The sequence below is a fragment of the Roseateles oligotrophus genome (genome assembly GCF_014204525.1).
Taxonomy (GTDB): Bacteria; Pseudomonadota; Gammaproteobacteria; order Burkholderiales; family Burkholderiaceae_C; genus Paucibacter_A; species Paucibacter_A oligotrophus_A.
Window position 1 is genome coordinate 283,521 of the sequence record NZ_JACHLP010000004.1, and the last position, 22,748, is coordinate 306,268.

Annotated in this window: 20 protein-coding genes; 15 read left to right on the forward strand and 5 right to left on the reverse strand. The window is 68.2% G+C overall.

Annotated elements, in window-relative coordinates:
- Positions 1-14: 14 nt before the first annotated feature.
- From hybE to HNP55_RS11440, 12 genes are all read left to right on the forward strand, one after another.
- Positions 15-572 (forward strand): [NiFe]-hydrogenase assembly chaperone HybE, encoded by a 558-nt coding sequence (gene hybE, locus HNP55_RS11385; protein ID WP_184299311.1) that lies wholly within the window; start codon positions 15-17, stop codon positions 570-572.
- Positions 569-1,786 (forward strand): hydrogenase formation protein, encoded by a 1,218-nt coding sequence (locus HNP55_RS11390; RefSeq protein ID WP_184299313.1) that lies wholly within the window; start codon positions 569-571, stop codon positions 1,784-1,786. Before hybE ends, HNP55_RS11390 begins: the two co-directional genes overlap by 4 nt.
- A complete protein-coding gene (locus HNP55_RS11395; protein WP_184299315.1) occupies positions 1,779-2,123 on the forward strand; it encodes a hydrogenase maturation nickel metallochaperone HypA in 345 nt (114 codons plus the stop codon). Before HNP55_RS11390 ends, HNP55_RS11395 begins: the two co-directional genes overlap by 8 nt.
- Before the next feature lie 13 nt (positions 2,124-2,136).
- The gene (gene hypB, locus HNP55_RS11400; RefSeq protein ID WP_184299317.1) at positions 2,137-3,057 is read left to right on the forward strand and encodes a hydrogenase nickel incorporation protein HypB; all 921 of its coding nucleotides are present in this window, start codon (positions 2,137-2,139) and stop codon (positions 3,055-3,057) included.
- Positions 3,054-4,250: a carbamoyltransferase HypF gene (locus HNP55_RS11405; RefSeq protein WP_184299319.1), complete on the forward strand. Its 1,197-nt coding sequence runs from the start codon at positions 3,054-3,056 to the stop codon at positions 4,248-4,250. The genes hypB and HNP55_RS11405 overlap by 4 nt, the downstream gene beginning before the upstream one ends.
- Positions 4,241-4,471 (forward strand): HypC/HybG/HupF family hydrogenase formation chaperone, encoded by a 231-nt coding sequence (locus HNP55_RS11410; protein ID WP_184299321.1) that lies wholly within the window; start codon positions 4,241-4,243, stop codon positions 4,469-4,471. Before HNP55_RS11405 ends, HNP55_RS11410 begins: the two co-directional genes overlap by 10 nt.
- Positions 4,468-5,607, forward strand: a complete 1,140-nt coding sequence (gene hypD, locus HNP55_RS11415) for a hydrogenase formation protein HypD (protein ID WP_184299323.1) — start codon at positions 4,468-4,470, stop codon at positions 5,605-5,607. The genes HNP55_RS11410 and hypD overlap by 4 nt, the downstream gene beginning before the upstream one ends.
- Entirely contained in the window at positions 5,604-6,668 is a 1,065-nt protein-coding gene (gene hypE, locus HNP55_RS11420; protein WP_184299325.1) for a hydrogenase expression/formation protein HypE, read from the forward strand. Before hypD ends, hypE begins: the two co-directional genes overlap by 4 nt.
- A gap of 9 nt (positions 6,669-6,677) precedes the next feature.
- Positions 6,678-8,462: an enoyl-CoA hydratase-related protein gene (locus tag HNP55_RS11425; protein WP_184299327.1), complete on the forward strand. Its 1,785-nt coding sequence runs from the start codon at positions 6,678-6,680 to the stop codon at positions 8,460-8,462.
- Positions 8,463-8,467: 5 nt separating this feature from the next.
- Positions 8,468-9,940, forward strand: coding sequence for a sigma-54-dependent transcriptional regulator (locus HNP55_RS11430; RefSeq protein ID WP_184299329.1), 1,473 nt, complete (start codon positions 8,468-8,470; stop codon positions 9,938-9,940).
- Positions 9,941-10,093: 153 nt separating this feature from the next.
- Positions 10,094-11,122 (forward strand): HupU protein, encoded by a 1,029-nt coding sequence (locus HNP55_RS11435; protein WP_184299331.1) that lies wholly within the window; start codon positions 10,094-10,096, stop codon positions 11,120-11,122.
- Positions 11,123-11,135: 13 nt separating this feature from the next.
- A complete protein-coding gene (locus HNP55_RS11440; RefSeq protein ID WP_184299333.1) occupies positions 11,136-12,614 on the forward strand; it encodes a nickel-dependent hydrogenase large subunit in 1,479 nt (492 codons plus the stop codon).
- Between the two features lie 4 nt (positions 12,615-12,618).
- Here HNP55_RS11440 and HNP55_RS11445 read toward each other — a convergent pair whose 3' ends face one another.
- From HNP55_RS11445 to HNP55_RS11455, 3 genes are all read right to left on the reverse strand, one after another.
- Positions 12,619-13,692: an HD domain-containing phosphohydrolase gene (locus HNP55_RS11445; protein WP_184299335.1), complete on the reverse strand. Its 1,074-nt coding sequence runs from the start codon at positions 13,690-13,692 to the stop codon at positions 12,619-12,621.
- Positions 13,689-16,946 carry a response regulator gene (locus HNP55_RS11450; RefSeq protein WP_184299337.1) on the reverse strand — a complete coding sequence of 1,086 codons (3,258 nt, stop codon included), beginning with the start codon at positions 16,944-16,946 and terminating at the stop codon, positions 13,689-13,691. Before HNP55_RS11450 ends, HNP55_RS11445 begins: the two co-directional genes overlap by 4 nt.
- Positions 16,947-17,007: 61 nt before the next feature.
- Positions 17,008-18,162 (reverse strand): FIST signal transduction protein, encoded by a 1,155-nt coding sequence (locus tag HNP55_RS11455; protein ID WP_184299339.1) that lies wholly within the window; start codon positions 18,160-18,162, stop codon positions 17,008-17,010.
- Between the two features lie 314 nt (positions 18,163-18,476).
- Here HNP55_RS11455 and HNP55_RS11460 point away from each other — a divergent pair, with 314 nt between their 5' ends.
- From HNP55_RS11460 to HNP55_RS11470, 3 genes are read left to right on the forward strand one after another with little or no spacing between them, the layout of a single operon-like run.
- Entirely contained in the window at positions 18,477-19,808 is a 1,332-nt protein-coding gene (locus tag HNP55_RS11460; RefSeq protein WP_184299747.1) for a sensor histidine kinase, read from the forward strand.
- A gap of 58 nt (positions 19,809-19,866) precedes the next feature.
- Positions 19,867-20,466 carry an ArsR family transcriptional regulator gene (locus HNP55_RS11465; protein WP_184299341.1) on the forward strand — a complete coding sequence of 200 codons (600 nt, stop codon included), beginning with the start codon at positions 19,867-19,869 and terminating at the stop codon, positions 20,464-20,466.
- A gap of 27 nt (positions 20,467-20,493) precedes the next feature.
- Positions 20,494-20,916: a hypothetical protein gene (locus HNP55_RS11470; RefSeq protein ID WP_184299343.1), complete on the forward strand. Its 423-nt coding sequence runs from the start codon at positions 20,494-20,496 to the stop codon at positions 20,914-20,916.
- A gap of 334 nt (positions 20,917-21,250) precedes the next feature.
- Here HNP55_RS11470 and HNP55_RS11475 read toward each other — a convergent pair whose 3' ends face one another.
- Positions 21,251-21,619 (reverse strand): DUF1428 domain-containing protein, encoded by a 369-nt coding sequence (locus HNP55_RS11475; RefSeq protein WP_184299345.1) that lies wholly within the window; start codon positions 21,617-21,619, stop codon positions 21,251-21,253.
- A gap of 74 nt (positions 21,620-21,693) precedes the next feature.
- Positions 21,694-22,731: a class II fructose-bisphosphate aldolase gene (fba, locus tag HNP55_RS11480; protein WP_184299346.1), complete on the reverse strand. Its 1,038-nt coding sequence runs from the start codon at positions 22,729-22,731 to the stop codon at positions 21,694-21,696.
- Positions 22,732-22,748 lie beyond the last annotated feature (17 nt).

The window sequence follows — 22,748 nt, forward strand, 5'->3', positions numbered from 1 at the left end:
GCCCGCTTGCCCGTATGGACACGCCGCTTGCATTCTCGCCCCTGCCGGCCCAGCGTCTGCAGCAGCTGCAGCATCTGTTCGAGCAGATTGCCCGCAGCCGCATGGCCGGCCTGCCCATCCTGAATCCGGCCTTGCGGGTGGAGGCCCTGGGTTTTGAGCCCTTGCCGGCGGAGGCCTTGCCCGCGGACCCGGCTGCGCAGGCCCCGCCTCAGCCGCGGCCCGAGCTGCTGGGCATCTTGATCACGCCCTGGTTCATGAATCTGCTCTGCCTGCCGCTGCGGCCCTGTTTGGCGCCAGCCGCCGAGCCCAAGCGAACCCTGCACCTGGGCGGCCAGCGCTTCGAGTTCCTGCCCCATGTCGAGCCGGCGCTGGGCGCGTTCTGGTGCTGCTCGCTGTTCTCGCCCATGAACGAGTTTGCGGCGCAGGCGCAGGCGCGGGAGACGGCCTTGGCCGTGCTGCAGGCCTTGCGGGCCAAACCGGCAGCGGCGCCCCAGGCGGAGGCGGTCCACGCCTCCCGCCGTGCCCTGCTGTTCGGCCGCCCGGCGGCCATCTCGGCCGCGGGGCGTTTATGAACGGCCTGCCGCTGGCACGCCTGGGCGGCGGCCTGCAGCTGCGGCCGGGGCTGGCCATGCCCGGCAATCTGCGCAGCAGCCGGCGCGACTGGGCCGCCCTGCTCGCAGCCGGCCTGCCGGCCGAGCTGCTGCCGGAGCGTCTGGGCCTGGCCTTCGGTCTGTGCGCCCACGCGCATCGCCTGTGCGCCGGCCTGGCCATCGCGGCCGCCTGCGCCCAGCCCGGTGAACGGCACGGCCTGGCGCGGGCGCAGGCGCAAGTCCTGCAGCGCGAGACCTTGCGCGAGCATCTGCGCCGCATCTTGCTGGACTGGCCGCGCCTGCTGCTCAAGCCCGGCATGGGCGGCCGGTCCTTGCAATTGCAGGCCCGCCAGGCCCTGCAGTCCTGCCCTTTGCTGCGGCAAGACGCGGTTGATGAGCCGCCCGAGGCATGGCGGGCACCCACCCTGGCCTGGATGGAGCGGGCCTTGCTGGGCCTGCCGGCGACGCGTTTGCTGGCCCGGTGGCAGCAGGGGCCGCAGGCCTGCCTGGCGCTGTGGTCGGCAGAAGGCGAAGGCTTTTTGCCCCAGCTCTTCATGCAGCTGCGCGAACTGGCCGATAGCAGCTGGGCCGGCACGCGCCCGCTACAGCCGCAGGCCAGCGAAGCCGGTTTGCGCGAGCTGGCGCAGGCCATGCGGGAGCAGGCCGGCTTTTGCATGGCACCGCAGTGGCAGGGCGCTTGCGCCGAGACCGGGCCCTGGACCCGCTGGCGGCTGGGCGTGGCCGAACAAGGCCTGGGCAGCTTGTGGCTGCGCCTGGGCGTGCGCCTGCTCGAATGCCTGCGCCTGGCCCTGCCCGATGACGGCGCCAACGGCGCCGCCTATCTGGACGCCGGCGCCCTGAGCCTGGCGCCGGGCCGGGGCCTGGCCTGGGTGGAGATGGCGCGCGGCCTGCTGGTCCATCAAGTCGATCTGGAAGCCGGGGCGCGGGGCGCTTATGGCGGCGAGTCGCGGGTGCGCGGCTGCCAGGTGCTGGCGCCGACCGAGTGGAACTTCCACCCCGAGGGCGCGGTGGCCCGGGGCCTGGCGGCCTTGCCGTCGGAGCTGACACCTAGGGTTTGCCAAGCAAGCCATTTGCTGATGAATGCTTACGATCCCTGTGTGAGCTATGAGTTTGTTGATCCCCCGCCTATGCGCCCCGTCTTGCACCCCCATCTTGCCGGAGACTGCCATGCATGAGGCCAGCCTGGCCGGCGGCATCTTGCAGCTGGTGGAAGACGCCGCCCGCCGCGAGGGTTTTCGCCGCGTCACCCGCTTGCGCCTGCAGGCCGGTCAGCTGGCCGGCGTGGAGGCGCGGGCCCTGCGCTTCGCGCTGGAGGCCTTGGCGCCCGGCACCTGCTTGCAAGACGCCTTGTTCGAGATCGAAGAGCCGCCCGGCCAGGCCTGGTGTCTGCCCTGCGGCCAGAGCGTGAGCATCGCCCAGCGCGGCGAGGCCTGCCCGCACTGTGGCCATTACCAATTGCAGCCCACCGGCGGCACCGAGCTGAAGGTGCTGGACATGCTGGTGGAAGATTGAGAGGAGAAATATCATGTGTGTTGTTTGTGGTTGCGCCGGCAGCGGCGAGGGCGCTGAGCAGCAGGCCAGCCCCGTGCAGGTGGACGCCGGGCACGGCGATCTGCACTTTGGCAAGGGCGCGGCGCGGGTCTCGGTGCCGGGCATGAGCCAGGCCCGGGCCATCAAGCTGGAGACCGATATCCTCGGTGAGAACAATCGCCATGCGCGCCAGAACCGCGCCCATTTCGAGGCCCACGGGGTGAGGGCGCTGAACCTGGTCTCCAGCCCCGGCTCGGGCAAGACCAGCTTGCTCTGCGCCACCATAGAGGCGCTCAAGCGCCGCCGCCCCGGGCTGAATGTCAGCGTGATCGAGGGCGACCAGCAAACCACGCTGGACGCCGACCGCATCCGCGCCACCGGCGCGGCCGCCGTGCAGGTCAATACCGGCAAGGGCTGCCACCTCGACGCCCCCATGGTGGCCCAGGCCTTTGCCCGCCTGCACAGCCATGAGCATTACGATCACGATCACGATGGCGATGAGGCCAGCCTGCTCTTCATCGAGAACGTGGGCAATCTGGTCTGCCCGGCCGTCTGGGACCTTGGCGAGGCGGCCAAGGTGGTGATTCTCTCGGTCACCGAGGGCGAGGACAAGCCGCTCAAATACCCGGATATGTTTGCGGCCTCTACGCTGATGCTGATCAACAAGATCGATCTGCTGCCGCATCTGGACTTTGATCTGCAGCGCTGCATTGCGGCGGCGCGACGGGTCAACCCGGCTATCGAGATCCTGCAGGTCTCGGCCACCAGCGGCGCGGGCATGGAAGCCTGGCTGAACTGGCTGGATCAGCTGCTGGCCGAGCCGGCAGCATCCCACGAGGCCGGCCTGAGCCGGCGCGTGGCCGAGCTGGAGGCCCAGCTGGCCGAGGCCCGCGCCAAGCTTGGGCAAACCCCATGAAACCCGCGCCCGCCGTGCTGGCCTGCGGGGCCTGGCTGAAGAACAGTGCCGGCCTGTTGCAGGCTGGGGCCTGGCAGGCCTCGGCCCTGCATGGCGATTTGAGCGACCCCTGCGCCTGCCGGGCGCTGGAGGCCTCGGCGCGCGCCCTGATCGCCCAGGCCCCGGGCGGCGTACAGGCCGTCGCCCACGATCTGCATCCCGACTTTTTCAGCAGCCGCCTGGCCCAGCAGCTGGCGGCCGAGCTGGGCGTGCCGGCCCTGGCCGTGCAGCACCACCATGCCCATATCGCCGCCGTGCTGGCCGAGCATGGCGAGCCCGGCCCCGTCGTCGGCCTGGCCCTGGACGGGGTCGGCCTGGGCACGGATGGCCAGGCCTGGGGTGGCGAGCTGCTGGCCGTCTCCAGCCAGGGCTGGCGGCGCCTGGGTCATCTGCTGCCGCTGGCCTTGGCCGGCGGCGATGTGGCGGCCCGCGAGCCCTGGCGCATGGCCGCCGCGGCCCTGCAGGCTCTGGGCCGGGCGGAGGAAATCCCGGCCCGCTTTGGCCCCGCGGTCGGCCCGCTGCTGGCCGGGCAATTGCAGCAGATGCTGGCGCGCGGCCTCAACTGCCCGCCCAGCAGCAGCACCGGCCGCTGGTTCGACGCGGCCGCCGGCGCCCTGGGCCTGAGCCTGCGCCAAAGCCATGAGGCCGAGGCCGCCATCGCTTTGGAGCATGCCGCCAGCGCCTGGCTGGCCCAGGCGGGGGGGCGTCTGCCCGAGCTGCTGGTGCTGGACATCCTGCCGCCCAGCGAGCCCGCCGGCTGCAGCCAGCTGGATCTGCGCCCCTTGCTGGCCCGGCTGCTGGACACCGTCCAAGTGCCGGCCCTGCAGGGCGAGGCCGCGGCCTGCTTCCATCTGAGCCTGGCCGACGGCCTGGCGCGCTGGCTGGCCCAGGCGGCCGAGCACGAGGGCACGCAAACGGTCTGCCTGTCCGGCGGCTGCTTCATGAACCGCTTGCTGAGCCAGCGCCTGCGCGATCAGCTGCAGCTGCGCGGCCTGCGGGTCTTGATGCCGCAGGCAAATTCCTGCGGCGATGCCGGCCTGGCCCTGGGCCAGGCCTGGGTCGCCGCCCATTCCATGGCCAATGCCGAGGACTCGGCCCCGGCCTCCACCCGCCCGGCCCAGCGCGGCGAAGAAAGATCCTCATCATGTGTCTAGCCATCCCCGCCTTGCTGCTGGAGCTGCGCGCCGGCGACCAAGCCCTGGTCGATCTGGGCGGCATACGCAAGCCCATCTCCGTCGCCCTGCTGCCCGACGCCCAGGTAGGCGATTACGTCATCGTCCATGTCGGCCATGCCATCGGCCGCATCGATGCCGAGGAGGCCCAGCGCACCCTGGCCTTGTTTGCCGAGATGGCCCGGTTGGAGCCGCAAGCATGAAGTACATCGAGGAATTCCGCGACGGCGCGCTGGCCCGCCGCATCGCCGCCCGGCTGGCGCAAGAGGTTCGGCCCGGCCGGCGCTACAGCTTCATGGAGTTCTGCGGCGGCCACACCCATGCGATCTCGCGTTACGGCATTGCCGAACTGCTGCCCGCCAGCGTGACCATGGTGCATGGCCCGGGCTGCCCGGTCTGCGTGCTGCCCATAGGCCGCATCGACCTGGCCATCCAGCTGGCGCTGGAGCGCGGCGCCATCGTCTGCAGCTATGGCGACACCTTGCGCGTGCCGGCCTCGGGCGGCCTGTCCATGATCAAGGCCAAGGCGCGCGGCGCCGATATCCGCATGGTCTATTCCGCCGCCGATGCCCTGGGTGTGGCGCGGCAGAACCCGCAGCGCGAGGTGGTGTTCTTCGCCATCGGCTTCGAGACCACGACCCCGCCCACCGCCCTGGTGATACGCGATGCCGAGCGCGAGGGCCTGCAGAACTTCAGCGTGTTGTGCTGCCATGTGCTGACGCCCTCGGCCATCACCCACATCCTGGAATCCCCCGAGGTACGCCGTTACGGCACGGTGCCCATCGACGGCTTCATAGGGCCCGCCCATGTCAGCATCGTGATCGGCTCCGAGCCCTACGAGCATTTCGCCCAGGAGTATCAAAAGCCGGTGGTGATCGCCGGCTTCGAGCCGCTGGACGTGATGCAGGCCGTGCTGATGTTGGTGAGCCAGGTCAACGAGGGCCGGGCCGAGGTGGAGAACGAGTTCACCCGTGCCGTCAGCCCTGAGGGTAATCTGAAGGCGCAGGCCCTGGTGTCCGAGGTCTTCGAGCTGCGCCGCAGCTTCGAGTGGCGCGGCCTGGGTGAGGTGCCTTACAGCGCCCTGCAGATACGGCCGGCCTATGCCCGCTTCGACGCCGAGCAGCGCTTTGCGCTGGACTACCGGCCGGTGGCCGACAACAAGGCCTGTGAGTGCGGGGCCATTCTGCGCGGGGTCAAAAAGCCCACGGACTGCAAGATCTTCGGCACCGTCTGCACGCCGGAAAACCCGGTCGGCTCCTGCATGGTTTCCAGCGAGGGGGCTTGCGCCGCGCATTACTCCTACGGGCGTTTCCGTGATATTCCGGTGGTGGCGGCATGAGCGTCATTAAAAAAGATTATTCCCGCCCGCTGGACATCCGCCATGGCCGGGTGGACATGGGCCATGGCGCCGGTGGGCGGGCGGCGGCTCAGCTGATCGAGGAGGTCTTTCTGGCCGCCTTCGATAACGAGTTCCTGCGCCAGGGCGACGATGGCGCCGTGTTCACGCCGCCGCCGCTGCCGCCGGGCGCCCGCCTGGTGATGGCCACCGACGGCCATGTGGTTTCGCCGCTGTTCTTCCCCGGCGGCGATGTGGGTTGCCTGAGCGTGCACGGCACGCTCAACGATGTGGCCATGTCGGGGGCGACGCCGCTCTATCTGACGGCCAGCTTTGTGCTGGAGGAGGGCTTTGCCCTGATGGACCTCAAGCGCATCGTCGACTCCATGGCTGCCGCCGCCCGCGCGGCCGGTGTGCCCATCATCACCGGCGACACCAAGGTGGTGGAGCGCGGCAAGGGCGACGGCGTCTTCATCAGCACCACCGGCCTGGGTGTGGTGGCGCCGGGCGTGGCGATTGCGGGCCGCAACGCGCGGCCGGGCGATGTGGTGCTGCTGTCCGGCAGCATCGGCGAGCATGGCGTGGCTGTGCTCTCGCAGCGCGAGTCCCTGGCCTTCGAGACCGCCATCGTCTCCGACACCGCCGCCCTGCACGGCCTGGTGGCGGCCATGCTGGCGGCCGCGCCCGGCGGCGTGCGCGTGCTGCGCGACCCCACTCGCGGCGGCCTGGCCACCACCTTGAACGAGCTGACGCGCCAGTCCGGCGTGGGCATGGTGTTGGAGGAGGCGGCCATTCCGGTGCTGCCCGAGGTGGACGGCGCTTGCGAGCTGCTGGGCCTGGACCCGCTCTACATCGCCAACGAGGGCAAGCTGATCGCCGTCTGCGCCCCCGAGGCGGCTGACAGCGTGCTGGCCGCCATGCAGGCCCATCCGCTGGGCCGGGCCGCTGCCCGCATCGGCGAGGTTTGCGCCGACCCGCATCATTTTGTGCAGATGAACACCCGCTTCGGCGGCCGCCGCGTGGTGGACTGGCTCAGCGGCGAGCAATTGCCGCGCATCTGCTGAAGCCCGGCCATGAGGACCACGCCGCCGCCGCTGCGCATCCTGCTGCTCTGTCACAGCTTCAACAGCCTGAGCCAGCGTCTGTTCGCGGCGCTGCGGGCGGCGGGGCACGAGGTGTCGGTGGAGCTGGACATCGCGGACGCGGTGACGCAGGAGGCGGTGGACTTGTTCCAGCCCGATCTGCTGCTGGCGCCCTTTCTGAAGCGCCGCATCCCCGAGACGATCTGGCGGCGCCTGCCTTGCTGGATCATCCACCCCGGCCCGCCCGGCGACCAAGGCCCCAGCGCGCTGGACCGGGCCGTGCTGGCGCAGGCCTCGCAATGGGGTGTGACCCTGTTGCAGGCCGAGGGCGAGTTCGACGCCGGGCCGGTCTGGGGCTCGGCCCTGTTTGCGCTGCGCCCCGGCGCCAGCAAGAGCAGCTTGTATCGCCGCGAGGTGGCCGAGGCCGCCGAAGGCCTGGTGCTGGCCGCTGTGCAAGGCTTTGCCGAACTCAAGCAGGCCGGTGTGGCGGCCGAGCAAATGGCCGCCAAGGCCGGGGCCGACCGCGTGCCGGGGCAGTTTCGCCCCTCGCTGCCCCAGGCCGAGCGGGCGCTGGACTGGCACAAGCACAGCACGGCCGAGTTGCTGGCGCGGCTGAACAGCGCCGACGGCCAGCCCGGTGTGCTGGACGAGTTGTTCGGCCAGCCCTGCCGGCTGTGGGATGCGCATGCGGCGGACGCCGCCCTGCTGCAGACCCTGCCGCCCAAACCGCCCGGCACGCTGCAGGGCTGGCGCGACGGCGCCTTGCTGCGGCGCACGCTGGACGGCGGCCTCTGGCTAGGCCAGGCCCAGCGCATGGCCGAGGGCGCACCTGACTTCAAATTGCCCTGCACCCAGCTCTTCGCCGCCGAATGCCAGACCTTGCCCGAATTGCCCGTGGCCCTGCTGCGCGAGCCGGGCGAATGGGGCGAGCTGCGCTACGAGGAGCTGGGCGAGCCGGGGGCGCGGGTGGGTTTGCTGTCCTTCGAGTTCTACAACGGCGCCATGTCTGTGCGCCAATGCCGGGCCTTGGCTGCAGCGCTGCAACAGGTGCGCCAGCGCCCCACCCAGCTGCTGGTGCTGCTGGGCGGGCAGGATTTTTTCAGCAACGGCATCCATCTCAATTGCATCGAGGCGGCCTCGCTAGGCCTGGGTGAGGCGGGGGCGGGCAGCGCGGCCGATGCCTCCTGGGCCAATATCAACGCGATGAACGATGTGGCCCTGGCCCTGATCACGATGACGGAGCGCCTCACCGTCGCGGCCCTGCGCGGCAATGCCGGCGCGGGTGGTGCCTTTCTGGCCCTGGCGGCCGACGAGGTCTGGGCCCATGAGGGGGTGCTGCTCAACCCGCACTACAAGAATATGGGCAATCTCTACGGCTCCGAGTACTGGAGCTATCTGCTGCCTCAACGCCTGGGCGAGCAGGGCGCGCGCCGGCTGATGCAGCAGCGCCTGCCGCTGCGGGCCGCCGCCGCCCTGCAGCTGGGCTTGATCGAGCGCGTGCTGCCGGGCGCTGCGGCCGAGTTTCTGCCCCGCTTGCGCGAGCATGCCCTGGCCCTGGCGCAAACCTACAATCTGGCGCAGCGCATCGCCCTCAAACAGGCCCGCCGCGCCGCCGACGAAGCCCAGCGGCCGCTGGCCGATTACCGCAAGGAAGAGTTGTCCCGCATGCACCGCAATTTCTACGGCTTCGACCCCAGCTACCACGTGGCGCGCTACCACTTTGTGCACAAGCTGGCCCATGCCTGGACGCCGCGCCATCTGGCCCTGCATCGCTGACGGCCATGGACACCGTCAACACCAGCCTGACCACCGTCCTCGTCGTCGATGACGAGGTGCGCTCGCAGGACGCGATGCGCCGCACCCTGGACGAGGATTTCATCGTGCTGACGGCCGGCAGCGCCGCCGAGGCGCGGAGCCTGCTGGAGCAGCAGGAGGTCAGCGTCATCCTGTGCGACCAGCGCATGCCCGGCCTGAGCGGCGTGGTGTTTCTGAAAGAGGTGCGCGAGCGCTGGCCCGACACGGTGCGCATCGTCATCTCCGGCTATACCGATACCGAGGACCTGATCTCCGGCATCAACGAGGCCGGCATCTACCAATACATCCTCAAGCCCTGGATCCCTGACCATCTGCTGGCCACGGTGCGCAATGCCGTCGAGGCCCAGGGTTTGCAGCGCGACACCAATCGTCTGCATCTGGAGCTGCGCAGCAGCACGCCGGTGCTGCGCGAGCGCGCGGCCAGCAATCTGGCCCAGGCCCGCCAGGCTTTTGACTTTGAGCGCATCGAGCGCGCGCCCGGCAGCCCGCTGGACGCCGTCTGCGAGCTGGCCGCCCGGGTGGCGCGTTACGACCTCAGCACCCTGGTGCTGGGCGAGAGCGGCTCGGGCAAGGAGTTGCTGGCCCGCGCCATGCATTACGCCAGCCCGCGCGCCAACAAGGCCTTTGTGTCGGAGAACTGCGCGGCCATGCCGGACACGCTGCTGGAGTCCGAGCTGTTCGGCCACAAGCGCGGCGCCTTCACCGGTGCGTTTGAAGACCATGCCGGTCTGTTCCAGCGCGCCAATGGAGGCACGGTGTTTCTGGACGAGATCGGCGAGACCTCGCCCGCCTTCCAGGTGCGCCTGCTACGCGTGCTGCAGGAGCGCGAGGTGCGGCCGGTGGGCGCGGCGCGGGCCGTGCCGGTCGATGTGCGGGTGATCGCCGCCACCCACCGCGACCTGGAGCAGCGGGTGCGCGAGGGCCTGTTCCGCGAGGACTTGTTCTACCGCATCGCCGGCGTCACGCTGACCGTGCCGCCGCTGCGCGAGCGGGTCGGTGATATCGCCCCCATCGCCCGCCGCCTCTTGCAGGAGGTGGGCCAGGAGCTGGGCCTGAGCCCCGCCCGCGCGGCGGCCCTGCGGCTCAGCGACGAGGCCCTGGGCGTGCTGATGGCCTACCCCTGGCCCGGCAATGTGCGCGAGCTGCGCAACGAGATCGCCCGTGCCCTGGCGCTCAGCGAGGGCGAGGGCCTGGCGGCGCAAAGCTTCTCGCCCCGGGTGCTGCAGGGCCAGACGGGGGCCGGCTTGGCGGCGCTGGCGCCCGGCCTGGGCCAGGCCGCCAGCGGCACTTTGGTCGAGCGCCTGGATGCCATCGAGGCGGTGATTCTGCGCGAGACCCTGCTGCGCCAGCGCTGGAACAAGACCCGCGCGGCCAAGGAGTTAGGCCTGTCGCGCGTCGGCCTGCGCGCCAAGATGGCCCGCTTCGGGCTGGAGGGATGAAATGAAACTCCAAATTCAAATACGACCACAGAGACACAGAGACACAGAGGAATTCAGAGCTTGCTTTCTCTGTGTCTCTGTGTCTCTGTGGTTGACTTTTTGTACTTGGGTTCATGCCTCGCGGGCGGTGCATCCGCACCATGGATAACTGAGATGTCAGCGCTGCCACGCCCGCCCGCCGAGCCGCTGAATGTGCTGTGGCTGCAGTCCGGTGGCTGCGGGGGCTGCAGCATGTCCTTGCTGTGCGCGGACACGGCGGACTTCCACGGTCAGCTGCGCGATGCCGGCATCCGCCTGCTCTGGCATCCCTCGCTCTCGCTGGAGACGGGCGAGGAGTTGGTAGGCCTGCTGGAGCGCATTCTGGCCGGTGATTTGCGCCTGGATGTGCTGTGCCTGGAGGGCTCGGTGCTGCGCGGCCCGGCGGGCAGCGGGCGCTTCCATGTGCTGGCCGGCACCGGCCGGCCCATGCTGCACTGGCTGCAGGACCTGGCCCCCAAGGCCAGGCATGTGATGGCCGTGGGCAGCTGCGCCGCCTGGGGCGGGGTGACGGCCGGCGGCAGCAATCCCAGCGAGGCCTGCGGCCTGCAGTTCGAGGACGAGCACCGCGGCGGCCTGCTGGGCCAGGAGTTCCGCAGCACCAGCGGCCTGCCGGTGATCAATGTGGCGGGCTGCCCCACCCACCCGGGCTGGGTGCTGGACAGCTTGATGGCCCTGGCCGCGGGCAGCTTCACGGCCGCCGATCTGGACGGCCTGGGCCGGCCGCGTTTTTATGCCGACCAGCTGGTGCACCACGGCTGCAGCCGCAACGAGTATTACGAATTCAAGGCCAGCGCCGAGAAACCCTCGGACCTGGGCTGCATGATGGAGAACATGGGTTGCAAGGGCACGCAAGTGCATGCCGATTGCAATATCCGGCCCTGGAACGGCGAGGGCTCCTGCACCCGTGGCGGCTATGCCTGCATCGCCTGCACCGAGCCCGGCTTCCAGGAGCCCGGCCACCCCTTCCACCAAACGCCCAAACTGGCCGGCATTCCGATCGGCCTGCCCACCGATATGCCCAAGGCCTGGTTCGTGGCCCTGGCCTCGCTGTCCAAACATGCGACGCCGCGGCGGGTCAAGCTCAATGCCACGGCCGATCATCTCGTCGTGCCACCGGTGGCCAAGAAAACGAGATTGAAGTGAGAGCGACAAGGCCATGACACGTTTGCTGGTGGGGCCCTTCAACCGGGTGGAAGGGGATCTGGAAGTCAGTCTGGAGCTGGCGGGCGGCCAGGTGACCTCGGCCCGGGTCAACTCGCCCATGTACCGCGGCTTCGAGCAGATTCTGCAGGGCAAGAATGTGCACGACGCCCTGGTGTTTGTGCCGCGCATCTGCGGCATCTGCTCGATCTCGCAGTCGGTGGCGGCGGCCCGGGCCCTGGCCGAGATGGGCGGGCAAGTGCCGCCGCCCAATGGCTTGCTGGCCACCAATCTGCTGTTGGCGATGGAGAATCTGGCCGATCACCTGACGCATTTCTACCTCTTCTTCATGCCGGACTTCGGCCGGCCGGTCTATGCCGCCCAGCCCTGGCATGCCGAGGCGCACAAGCGCTTTCACCCGCAGACCGGCGAGCAGACCTGCGCGGCCATCGCGGCCCGCCAGCGCTGGTTCACGCTGGCCGGCACCTTGGGCGGCAAATGGCCGCATACCCAGAGCATCGCGCCGGGCGGCAGCAGCCGCGCCATCGAGCCGGTCGAGCGGGTGCGCCTGCTGGCCAAGCTGCGCGAGTTCCGCAGCTTTCTGGAGCGCCATCTGTTTGCCGGTGAGCTGGAGGCATTTGCCGGCTTGCAGAGCGAAGCCCAGCTCTGGGACTGGCATGCGCTGCGGCCCGAGCGCGGCGATCTGCGCCTGTGGCTGAGCATGGTGCAGGGCGGTGCGCGCCTGGGTGCGGCCGATCTGCGCAGCCTGGGGCCGGGGCCGGGCCGCTATCTCAGCTATGGCGCCTACCCGCAGGCCGGGGGCGGCTTTGCGTTCGCGCGCGGCCTGTGGCGGGCCGATAGCGGCCGCCTGGAGCGCCTGGACCTGGACGCCGTACGTGAGGACGTGAGCCATGCCTGGATGGCTGACAGCGCCGCGCCGCGCCACCCTTTGCAAGGCCTGACCCAGCCCGATGCCGACAAGCCCGGCGCCTACACCTGGAACAAGGCCCCGCGCCTGGGTGGCGAGGTGCTGGAGACCGGCGCCATCGCCCGCCAGCTGGCGGCCGGCCATGGCCTGATCGTGGACGCGGTGAGGCGCCACGGCGGCACGGTCTTCACCCGGGTGCTGGCCCGGGTGCTGGAGCTGGCGCGGGTGCTGCCCTTGATGGAGCAATGGCTGGGGGCTTTGCGGGCCGGCGAGCCCTATTGCGCGCCGCCCCTGTCCGATGAGCTGGAAGGGCAGGGCGTGGGCCTGACCGAGGCCGCGCGCGGCGCGCTGGGCCACTGGGTGGTGGCGGCCCAGGGCCGCATCCAGAACTACCAGATCGTGGCGCCCACCAGCTGGAACTTCTCGCCCCGCGACGCCGCCGGCACGCCGGGTGCGCTGGAGCAGGCCCTGGTCGGTGCGCCGGTCCTGCCGGGCGAGGGCTCGCCGGTGGCGGTGCAGCACATCGTGCGTTCCTTCGACCCCTGCATGGTCTGCACCGTGCACTGAACGTTCAAAACGTCGCCAGCAGGGTGGACCAGTCGTCTTCCTCGTCCTTGAAGCGGGCGCGTATCCCCATCACCTGTTCCCAGAGCTCGAAGAAGACGGCCACGCAGCCGGGGTCGAAGTGCAGGCCGGCATTGCTCTGGATATGGCGTTTGGCGGCTTCCAGGGTCCAGGCCGGCTTGTAGGGCCGGGCCGAGGTGAGGGCGTCGAACACATCGGCCACGGCCACGATGCGGCTGAACAAGGGGATCGCGTCGCCCTTGAGCCCTTGCGGATAGCCGCTGCCGTCGAACTTCTCGTGGTGGCCCAGGGCGATGGCGGCGCCGGCCTGCAGAATGCTGGAGGAGCTTTCCTTGAGGATCTCGTAGCCAAAGCTGGCGTGTTTCTTCATCACCTCGAATTCGGCCGGCGTCAGGCGGCCGGGCTTGAGCAGGATGGCGTCGGCAATGCCCACCTTGCCGATATCGTGCAGGGGCGCGGCATGCAGCAAGAGCTCTTGCTCGTCCGCCGACAGGCCCAGGCCGCGGGCGATCAGCTGCGAGTAATGCGCCATGCGCAGGATGTGGGCGCCGGTTTCGGGGTCGCGGAACTCGGCCGCCTTGGACAGGCGGATCACGGTTTCGCGCTCGCGCTGCAGGATGTCGGCCGTGGCCCGCTTGACCTCGGCGGCCAGGATGTCGGCGCGCAGCGCCAGTTGCTGCTGGGCATCGTTCAAGGCCAGCAGATTGGTGGCGCGGGCCAGGAACTCGATGCGATCCACCGGCTTGGTCAGGAAGTCGCTGGCACCGGCATTGAGGGCGCGGTAGCGCACGTCTTTCTGGTCATTGGCCGTCACCATCAGGATGGGCAGGTTCTGCTTGCCCGGCGTGGCGCGCAGCTGGGTGATGAAGTCGATGCCGTTGAGCCCGGGCATCATGTAGTCGAGCACGATCAGGTCGGGCTGGTTGAGCCGGGCCCAGGCCAGGCCTTGCTGGGGCGAGCTGAAGGCGATGGCCGTGCTGCCGTAGAGCTTTTTGACCAGGGCTTCGAACAAGACCAGATTGATCTGGTTGTCGTCGACGATGAGGACTTGATGGGTCATGGTGGCGAGGCTGGCGAAGACGGGCTCAGCAGGGCTTGCAGCAGCAGATCGACCTGCGCGGACAAGGCCTGGCTCAGTTCGAGCAGGCCCTGGGCTTGGCCGAGGCTGGCCCGGGCCTCGATGCGTTCGGCCAATTGGGCGGCGGGCTCGGCGCCAAATATGCGCAGGGTTGATTTGGCCGCATGGCTGAGGTGCAGGGCCGGGCTCAGATCGTCCGAGGCCAGGCTGGCCTGCAGGGCGGCCAGGTCCAAGGGCCATTGCTGCACAAAGGCCGCGCGGATGATGTCCACCACCTCCTGGTCGACCTGGGCAAGCGCCTGGCGGTAGTCAAAGGGCTTGGCCTGCAATACCGGCTTGGCCTCCACCTGGGCGGCGGGGGCGGCAGGGCTGGGTTTGGCCGGGGTCGGCGAGAGCTCCTGCCGCGCTTGCAGATGCTGTGCCAGCAGGTCTTGAAACTCCTGCAGCTTGATGGGTTTGGAGATGAAGCCGTCCATGCCGGCGGCGGCACAGCGCTCGCGGTCGCTTTGCATGGCATTGGCCGTCATCGCGACGATGGGGGTGCGCGGGCCCTGCTCGCCGGCGCGGAAGCGCCGGGTGGCGACCAGACCGTCCATCACCGGCATCATCATGTCCATCAAGACCAGGTCGAAGCGCCGCAGGGCCAGCTGGTCCAGGGCTTGCTGGCCGTTTTCCGCCAGGGTGACGCGGTGGCCCCAGCGCTTGAGCAGCATGAGGGCGAATTTCTGGTTGACCGGGTGGTCCTCCACCAGCAGTACCTCCAGGCCCGCGCTGGCCGGGGCGGCTGCCGGCTGCTGCAGGGCTGGTTCGGGTAGCGGCTGGCTGTGCTGCAGCAGGCGGCTGCAGAGCTGGGCCAGCTCGCCGCGCAAAAAAGGCTTGGACAGCTGGGCCGTCCAGCTCAGGCTTTGCAGACGGCTCAGCAAGGCCAGTTCTTCCGGCTCGCCCCGCTTGCTCATGGCGCCGGATTTGAGACCGGCCGAGACCAGCAGGATCAGCGGCATCTCGGCCGGCGGCCTGGGGCTGCTTGGGAGAGCCTCGGCCGCCGCCGTCAGCAACTGGCCCAGCAAGGCCACGGTGTCGGGCAGATGGGCATCGACCAGGGTCAGGTCGAAGGGCCGGTGCTGGGCCTGGGCCTGTTGCAGCTGCAGCAGGGCCGCCGCGCCCGAGGCTTCGTGGGCCACATCGGCGCCCAGGCTGTGCAGCTGGCGGCCCAGCAACTGGCGGCTCAGGCGGTGATCGTCTACCACCAGCACGCGCAGGCCGGCCAGGATCTGCAGCGGCGCGCTGGGCGCGTGGGCGGGGTCGGGCTCGTAGTCCAGCGCGAAATGGAAGTTGCTGCCGCGGCCGGGCTCGCTGTCCACCCAGATGGCGCCGCCCATGGCCTCGACCAGGCGGGAGGAGATGGTCAGGCCCAGGCCGGTGCCGCCGTAGCGCCGGGTGATGGAACCGTCCTCCTGGGCGAAGGCGTCGAAGACCTTGTCCAGCTTGTCGGCCGGGATGCCGATGCCGGAGTCGCTGATGGTGAAGACGTAGTTGGTGCGCGGCTCCACCGCATCGTTGAGCTGCAGGTGGACCAGCACCTCGCCCTGCTCGGTGAACTTGATGGCATTGCCGACCAGATTGATCAGGATCTGGCGCAGGCGGCCGGGGTCGCCCAGCACCTGCAGGGGCAGGTCCGGGTCCATATCGCAGATCAGCTCCAGGCCCTTGTCGGCGGCGCGCACGGACAGGGCCTTGAGGGTGTCGATGACGGTGCTGCCCAGGTCGAAGGGGATTTTCTCGATCTCCAGCTTGCCGGCCTCGATCTTGGAGAAGTCCAGGATGTCGTTGATGACCCGCAGCAGGGAGTCGGAGCTGGACTTGACCAGGTCCAGGTACTCGCGCTGCTCGGCGCTGAGCGCGCTGTCCAGGGCCAGCTCGGTCATGCCGATGATGCCGTTCAAGGGCGTGCGGATCTCGTGGCTCATATTGGCCAGGAAGTCGGACTTGGCGCGGTTGGCGGCCTCGGCGCCCTCCTTGGCGCGGCGCAATTCTTCCGACACCTGCTTGGCCTCGCTGATATCGGCCAGATAACCGTTCCAGAGGATGCCGCCGTCATTGGCGCGTTTGGGCTGGCCCTCGCCATGCACCCAGATCAGCTCGGACTTGCCGCGGTGAAGCAGGCGGAAGTCCATGGACCAGGGCTGCAGGCTTTGGGCCGACTGCATAAAACCCAGGGCCAGGGCCTGCGCGTCCTCGGGATGGACCCGGCGCATCATCTGGCGGGCGTCGCGCATCACCTCCTCGCCGCTGACGCCACAGATGCGTTGCAGGGCGCGGCTGGCGAAGGGAATGCTGCGCTGGCCCGAGGCCGAGAGGTGGGCCTGGAACACGGCGACCGGAATGCTCTCGGTGATGTCGGCCAGGAGGGCTCCGCTCTCCTTCAGCAGGGTCACGTCTTGCCAGATGCCGGTGAAGACCACCGAGCCGTCCGCCGCCGCCTCGGGCTCGGGGCGGATTTCGGCGCGCAGCCAGCGGCGGCTGCCGTCGCTGAGCTGGATGCGGTAGTCGTCGCGCCAGATGCCGCGCTGGGCCGCCGCATTGAGCACGCCCTGGATGCAGCGCTCGCGGTCTTCCGCGACGATCTGGCGGGCCGAGATCCTGCCGTCGGCCAGCAGGGCCGCGGGTTCCAGGCCGCGGATCTCGCGCAGGCGATCGCTGACAAAGGTGTAGCGGGTGCTGCCGGCCGCCACATTGACCTCGCAGCGGTAGATCACGCCCGGCACCGCATGGGTGATGCTCAGCAGCTGGGCCTCGGCGGCCTGCAGATGGCGCTGGCTCTCCAGCCGCTGGCGCACCAGATCGGACATCAGCTGGGACAGGGACTCCAGGCTGTCCTCGTGCAGCGGCGGGGGCTCGCTGTCGATGGACTGCAGCAGGCCTTGGGCGCTCGCGCGCAGGGAGTCGATGGCATGGGTGCGGCTGCTCAGCTCGGCACGCAGGCGGCTGTTGCTGGCGCTCAATTCCACCGAGCTGAGCTCCAGGCTGCGGGTCTTCAGCTCCAGATCGCGATCACTCTGTTCATAGGCTTCGCCGACTCTTTGCAGAAAGAGCCCAAGGCCGGCCAAGGCCTTGGCGGTCTGGGGCGGCAAGCCCGGTTGGCCGGCCAGCTCTTGCAGCTCCGCCAGCAGCCCGGGCAGCTGCGCTTCGTCGCAGCCCAGCAGGCGCTTGCACTGGCGGACCAGAAGTTTATGCATGGAGAAGGTCAGGGCTCAGAAAAAATCCGGCGTGGCGGCGGTGTAGTAAAAGCCTGGCCTCTCAGGCCTCGGCCAGATGGGTGATGGTCATGGTCTGGTTGTGCAGCTTGCAATCGGTATTGCCCACAAAAGGGCTGATCTCGCCGTAGGAGTAAAAGCCCGCCAGCGTCGCGCCCTGCCTGAATACATCGCCCACTGCTTCGACCTCCTCGTCGACCCGCCCGCCCATCACCAGCTTGCGGCCCACGCAGCTGACCAGCAAGACCAGGCCGCTGCCTTGGGCGGCGCTGGCGGTTCCTGGCTGCATACGCTGTGCGGCCATGGCCGCCGACTCGGCGCCCTCGACCAGAGCATCGGTACTGGCATGCATCAGGCGCAGATAGCCCTCGGGATCGATATCGCCCGCCAGCGTCATGCTGCCGGCCGCCTCGTCGACGCCCAGAATGGTGCGGATCAGGCCGACCTCGTGGTGGTCGCTGCCCAGCATGGCGAAGGGGAAGAGCAGGCCGGAGGCGGGCAGGTCCTTGGCATAGTCGCCGAGATAGCGCTTGTAGATTTCCAGGGCGGGTTCACCGTCCAGCTCGAACAGCACATTGTTCTCGGCCCGGGTCACCTTGCGCGCCGGCCCGAAGGGCGACCAGCCGCCGAAGGAACCATGCGAGAAGTTCAGGCGCTGGCCATAAAAGCCCAGGCAGACCAACTGATCTTTGCGCACGCCGGCGCTGCCCAGCACCCAGGTTTCCTTGAAGGCCGCGGCGTCGCCGGCCAGGCCGCCGACGATGGGGATGTGCTCGCCCAAGGCTTGGGCCAGGCCTTGAATCATGGCGCTGCCATTGATCTCCACGCCCTGGCCCAGCACCAGCACGGCGCGCAAATCGGCCTTGGGCAGCTGGCTGCCCATCAGCTGGCCGGCGTCCTGCGAGTCGGCCATGTCCAGCAGGCGGGCGCTGGACTCCATCACCCGCGTGCCATGCTCGAACTGCAGGGCGGTGACCACACAGCTTTGGTCGCTGACGCCTTCATTGGAAATCTCGCCCGCCGTGGTGCAACCGGCCCGCGCGGCCGCGGGGAAGAGCTCGGCCAGCGGGGCGCTGATGGCCTGCAGGAGTTCGGCCGGGGCGAACACCAGCAGCAGATCGGGTGCGAGCGCCTGCAGAGGCCGCAGCCCGCTGCGAAGGTCCTGGGTCTCGCGCAAAACCACTTGGGCAACTTTCATGGCAGCTTCCCTGTTTGCTGAATCTGGGTGGGCGGACGCTCGGACAAAAGCCAAGGCTGTGGACGCCCTGGCTAACGGATTCATTGTGCATCAGGCGCAGTGCCCCGCCGGTCCGGTTCCGGGCGGGGTTTCCCCTTCATGCCGTGCAGGATTGCGGTATTTCGGCAGGCCATGCCTATGGTGAAATAGCTGAGGGACGGGGTGCTGTTTGGCCACGGCCCGCCGCCTCTTTGCCTTCGGAGTCCTTGTTGAAACCTGCCGCCTCAGACCCTGACCTGGCTTCCTCGCCGCGCCCCGCCGGCCTGGAGGGCTTGATGCCGCATGGGCCGCTGGAGGGCGTGGACGAGTCCACCTGGATGGACGTGATCCACAAGATGGACGAGGTCTACAGCCAGCTGATCCATGACGAGGTGGAGCTGGAGAAGAAGAACAGCGAGCTGGAGCAGTCGCAGCAATTCATCTTCAGCGTGCTGACGGCCATGTCCGACGTGCTGCTGGTCTGCAACGAGCACGGCCTGATCGAGGAAACCAATGCCGCCCTGTGCGAGCTGGTGGGCCGCAGCGACGCCCAGCTGCGCGGCACCTCCATCTTCGATCTGCTGGCCGACGAGGCCAGCGTGCAGCGCGCCCGCCTGGTGCTGGCCAAGCCCGATCCCTCGCGCCGCGGCGAGGGCCTGGAGCTGAATCTGCGCGACGCCGCCCAGCTGAGCATTTCGGTGGACGCCAACTGCACGCCGCGGGTGGCGGCCAATGGCCGGCGGGTGGGCACGGTCTTCGTGGCCAGGCCCACGGCCGAACTCAAGCGTGCTTATCAGGAATTGCGCGTCGCCCACGAGGCCTTGAAGCGGGCCCAGCAACAGCTGCTGCATTCCGAGAAGATGGCTTCGCTGGGCCGGCTGGTCGCCGGGGTGGCGCACGAGCTGAACAACCCGATCAGCTTTGTGCTGGGCAATGTCCATGCGCTGGCGCGTTATCTGCAGCGACTGCGCAGCTATCTGGACGCCGTGCATGGCGGCAGCTCGCCCGAGGCCCAGGCGGCCCTGCGGGTCAAGCTGCGCATCGACCATCTGCTGGCCGATCTGCCTTCGCTGATCGAAGGCACGCTGGAGGGGGCGCAGCGCACCACCGACATCGTCGGCAGCCTGAAGCGCTTCTCGGCCATGGACCGCGATGCGCGCGAGGCCGTGCCGCTGCACGAGGTGATCGAGCGCTCGGTGCACTGGATCAGCAAGGGCGCGGCGCCCGATTTCGAACTGCATTGGCAGCCCGACCCCGGCTATGTGGTGATGGGCAATGCCGGGCAGTTGCAGCAGGTCTTGATGAATCTGTTGCAGAACGCGCTGGACGCCGCGATGGCGGCCGGCCGCTCGCCGGTGCAGGTCTGGATCACGACCGAGAAGCTGCAGATGGATGGTCAGGAGCGCATGTTGCTGCGCCTGCGCGACAACGGCCCGGGCGTGCCCGAGCCCCATCTGTCCTGCATTTTCGAGCCCTTCTTCACCACCAAGCCGGTGGGCAAGGGCACGGGCCTGGGCCTGTCCATCAGCTACGGCCTGGTGGAGCAGCATGGGGGGCGCTTGAGCGTGCACAACGCGGAGCAGGGCGGGGCGGAGTTTTTGCTGGAGCTGCCCTTGGTCCAAAAATGAGCGGTGGGCACGGTCCTGATTCGTGCTAAAAATTGGCTTGATCATGCTAGTATTTGGCATGAATATAGCTTCTGCACTCTTTACCGATAGCCAGTCCCGGGTGTTCCGCTGGCTATTTGTTCATCCCGAGCGCGCTTTCCATCTCAATGAACTGCGTCGTTTGACGGGCTTGGGCAGTGCCTCTTTGCAGCGCGAGCTGAATCGCTTGGCTGAGGCTGGTCTGGTGACGGCTCAGGCGGTCGGCAATCTGCGCTGCTTTCAAGCCAATCCGCAATCGCCCATCTACGGAGAACTGCTGGCCCTGACTCGCAAGACCCTGGGCACGGTACCGGTCTTGCGTGAGGCCCTGGCGGCTTTGCAGCCCAGCCTGCAGGCCGCCTGGGTTTATGGTTCGGTGGCCAAGGAGAGCGATGGCGCGAGCAGCGATATCGATGTGATGCTGGTGGGGGATGACTTATCGCTTGGCCGGGTTCTGGCCAGCCTGGAACCGGCCGAGCTGCAGCTGGGCCGCAAGATCAACCCGAGCTGCTACAGCCCGCCGGAGTTTGAGCGCCGCCGCGCCGAGCCCGACTCCTTTGTCAATCGTGTGCTTTCCCAGGCGACGCTGGCCTTGATCGGCGACCCCCAAGCACTTGCCGGGCCGGCCCAGGGCGGATAAGGTTGGGCAAGGCGGGGGAGATGAGCCATGGGGCTTGCGGAACTTGAGAACCTGGCGAAGATAGGTCAACTGAAGGCCGAGCCGCGCAATGTGCTCGAAGTGACACGCATGCTGAGCATGGCCCGCACCCGTCTGGGTGATGCTGGCTTGAGCAACCTGTCCTTGGAGGGCCGTTTTACCAGCGCTTACAACGCGGCCCACGCCGCCGCCTTGGCAGCCCTGCGCTGGCACGGCTATCGCAGCGAGAACCGCTACACCGTCTTTCAGAGCCTATCGCACACGCTGGCTTGGCCGCCCAGCCGTTGGCGGGTCTTGGATATAGCGCACCAAAAACGCAATTTGGCCGAGTACGAGGGCTATCTGGAAATTGAACTCTCTACCGTGACCGAACTCTGCGAGCTGGTGCAGAGCTTGTTGGTCGACGTGCAGCGCTTGATGGTGGACCCATAACTTGGAAGATACAGGCCTGGAAATTGGGGGGCAGAGTCAGGGCAATCGCATGAAGAAATCCGTTACTCCCATGGCATAGATGCAGCCCTTTGACCAAGCCGTAGACGATGCCAACGCCAGCCCAACGAAGCCAGGGCCAGGTCTCAAATTTCAAGTTCTGCGCCGCTCTCCACGACAGTTCGCAGATTGGGTTGGCGAAAGCGACATCCGATGGCTTCTTATCGTGCTGTTGAGGCGTCGGGTTACGCTACGCGAACCCGAGCTACAACTACTGCGCTTGCGCGACAACGGCCCCGGCGTGTGGAAATTGGGGTCAGAGTCAATTTCCCCGGCGTCAAGATTTCACTTCGACCACCTGTTCGAAGCCGCCAAAGATCATGCGCTTGCCATCGAAGGGCATGGGCGGATTGCCTGGGGTGGATGGATCCATGCGCGGATCCTCCATCATCTTCTTCATGGCTGCATCGCGCGTGGCCTTGTCTGGCCATTCGACCCAGGAAAAGGCCACCGTCTCATCGTCCTTGGCCTGGACGGCACGGCGGAAGTCGGTGACTTTGCCGTCGGGGACATCGTCGCCCCAGGCTTCGACGACGCGGATGGCGCCAAGCTCGATAAAGAGCGAGTCGAAATGACGCGCATGCTCGATGAATTTTTGCTTGTTGGCGCTGGGGACTGCGATCACGAAACCGTCGATATAGGGCATGCCGTCTCTCCTGGTCAGTCGTAGGTCGGGTTGCGCGTAGCGTAACCCGACTTTCCCTGCGAAGGCGACGCACCTCAGTTGTAGCGCTTGACCATCTCCCCCAGCCCCACCGGCTTGATCTTGCCCGCCATGCCCAGGCAGCCAAAGGCGACATAGCGGGCCTCGCAGATCTCGCGGGCGGCCTGGGTGGCGGCCTTGAGGAATTTGCGCGGGTCGAACTCGCGTTTGTCTTGCGCCATGCTGCGGCGCAGGGCGCCACTCATGGCCAGGCGGATGTCGGTGTCGATATTGATCTTGCGCACGCCGTACTGGATGCCGCGGCGGATTTCTTCCACCGGCACGCCATAGGTCTCGGGAATATCGCCACCGAATTCGCGTACCACGGCCAGCCACTCTTGCGGCACGCTGCTGGCGCCGTGCATGACCAGATGGGTGTTGGGGATGGCGCGGTGGATCTCGGCGATGCGGTCTATGGCCAGGATGTCGCCGGTGGGTTTGCGGCTGAATTTGTAGGCGCCATGGCTGGTGCCGATGGCGATGGCCAGGGCGTCCACGCCGGTCTTGGCGACGAAGTCCACGGCCTGCACCGGGTCGGTGAGCATTTGCTCGTGGCTGAGTTGGCCCGCGGCGCCGACGCCGTCTTCCTCACCCGCCAGGCCGGACTCCAGCGAGCCCAGGCAGCCTAACTCGCCTTCTACCGAGACACCCACCGCATGGGCCATCTCGGCAACGCGGCGGGTGACCTCGACGTTGTACTCGTAGCTGGCGGGGGTCTTGGCGTCGGCCAGCAGGGAGCCGTCCATCATCACGCTGGAAAAGCCCGAACGTATGGACTGCATGCATACGGCCGGTGAGGCGCCATGGTCCTGGTGCATGACGATGGGCAGATCGGGATACATCTCGACGGCGGCTTCTATCATCTTGCGCAGAAAGGGCTCGCCCGCATAACTGCGTGCGCCGGCGGAGGCCTGCAGGATGACCGGGCTCTGGCAATGCTGGGCCGCTTGCAGAATGGCCTGGATCTGCTCCAGATTGTTGACGTTGAAGGCGGGCACGCCATAGCCGTGTTCGGCGGCGTGGTCCAGCACCTGGCGGAGGGAGACGAGTGCCATGGGGTATTCCTCTTTGC

Excerpts from the sequence above, each read along its gene's own strand:
- hybE (WP_184299311.1), top strand. The coding sequence starts at position 15 with ATGGACACGCCGCTTGCATTCTCGCCCCTGCCGGCCCAGCGTCTGCAG.
- HNP55_RS11390 (WP_184299313.1), top strand. The coding sequence starts at position 569 with ATGAACGGCCTGCCGCTGGCACGCCTGGGCGGCGGCCTGCAGCTGCGG.
- HNP55_RS11395 (WP_184299315.1), top strand. The coding sequence starts at position 1,779 with ATGCATGAGGCCAGCCTGGCCGGCGGCATCTTGCAGCTGGTGGAAGAC.
- hypB (WP_184299317.1), top strand. The coding sequence starts at position 2,137 with ATGTGTGTTGTTTGTGGTTGCGCCGGCAGCGGCGAGGGCGCTGAGCAG.
- HNP55_RS11405 (WP_184299319.1), top strand. The coding sequence starts at position 3,054 with ATGAAACCCGCGCCCGCCGTGCTGGCCTGCGGGGCCTGGCTGAAGAAC.
- HNP55_RS11410 (WP_184299321.1), top strand. The coding sequence starts at position 4,241 with ATGTGTCTAGCCATCCCCGCCTTGCTGCTGGAGCTGCGCGCCGGCGAC.
- hypD (WP_184299323.1), top strand. The coding sequence starts at position 4,468 with ATGAAGTACATCGAGGAATTCCGCGACGGCGCGCTGGCCCGCCGCATC.
- hypE (WP_184299325.1), top strand. The coding sequence starts at position 5,604 with ATGAGCGTCATTAAAAAAGATTATTCCCGCCCGCTGGACATCCGCCAT.
- HNP55_RS11425 (WP_184299327.1), top strand. The coding sequence starts at position 6,678 with ATGAGGACCACGCCGCCGCCGCTGCGCATCCTGCTGCTCTGTCACAGC.
- HNP55_RS11430 (WP_184299329.1), top strand. The coding sequence starts at position 8,468 with ATGGACACCGTCAACACCAGCCTGACCACCGTCCTCGTCGTCGATGAC.
- HNP55_RS11435 (WP_184299331.1), top strand. The coding sequence starts at position 10,094 with ATGTCAGCGCTGCCACGCCCGCCCGCCGAGCCGCTGAATGTGCTGTGG.
- HNP55_RS11440 (WP_184299333.1), top strand. The coding sequence starts at position 11,136 with ATGACACGTTTGCTGGTGGGGCCCTTCAACCGGGTGGAAGGGGATCTG.
- HNP55_RS11445 (WP_184299335.1), bottom strand. The coding sequence starts at position 13,692 with ATGACCCATCAAGTCCTCATCGTCGACGACAACCAGATCAATCTGGTC.
- HNP55_RS11450 (WP_184299337.1), bottom strand. The coding sequence starts at position 16,946 with ATGCATAAACTTCTGGTCCGCCAGTGCAAGCGCCTGCTGGGCTGCGAC.
- HNP55_RS11455 (WP_184299339.1), bottom strand. The coding sequence starts at position 18,162 with ATGAAAGTTGCCCAAGTGGTTTTGCGCGAGACCCAGGACCTTCGCAGC.
- HNP55_RS11460 (WP_184299747.1), top strand. The coding sequence starts at position 18,477 with ATGCCGCATGGGCCGCTGGAGGGCGTGGACGAGTCCACCTGGATGGAC.
- HNP55_RS11465 (WP_184299341.1), top strand. The coding sequence starts at position 19,867 with ATGAATATAGCTTCTGCACTCTTTACCGATAGCCAGTCCCGGGTGTTC.
- HNP55_RS11470 (WP_184299343.1), top strand. The coding sequence starts at position 20,494 with ATGGGGCTTGCGGAACTTGAGAACCTGGCGAAGATAGGTCAACTGAAG.
- HNP55_RS11475 (WP_184299345.1), bottom strand. The coding sequence starts at position 21,619 with ATGCCCTATATCGACGGTTTCGTGATCGCAGTCCCCAGCGCCAACAAG.
- fba (WP_184299346.1), bottom strand. The coding sequence starts at position 22,731 with ATGGCACTCGTCTCCCTCCGCCAGGTGCTGGACCACGCCGCCGAACAC.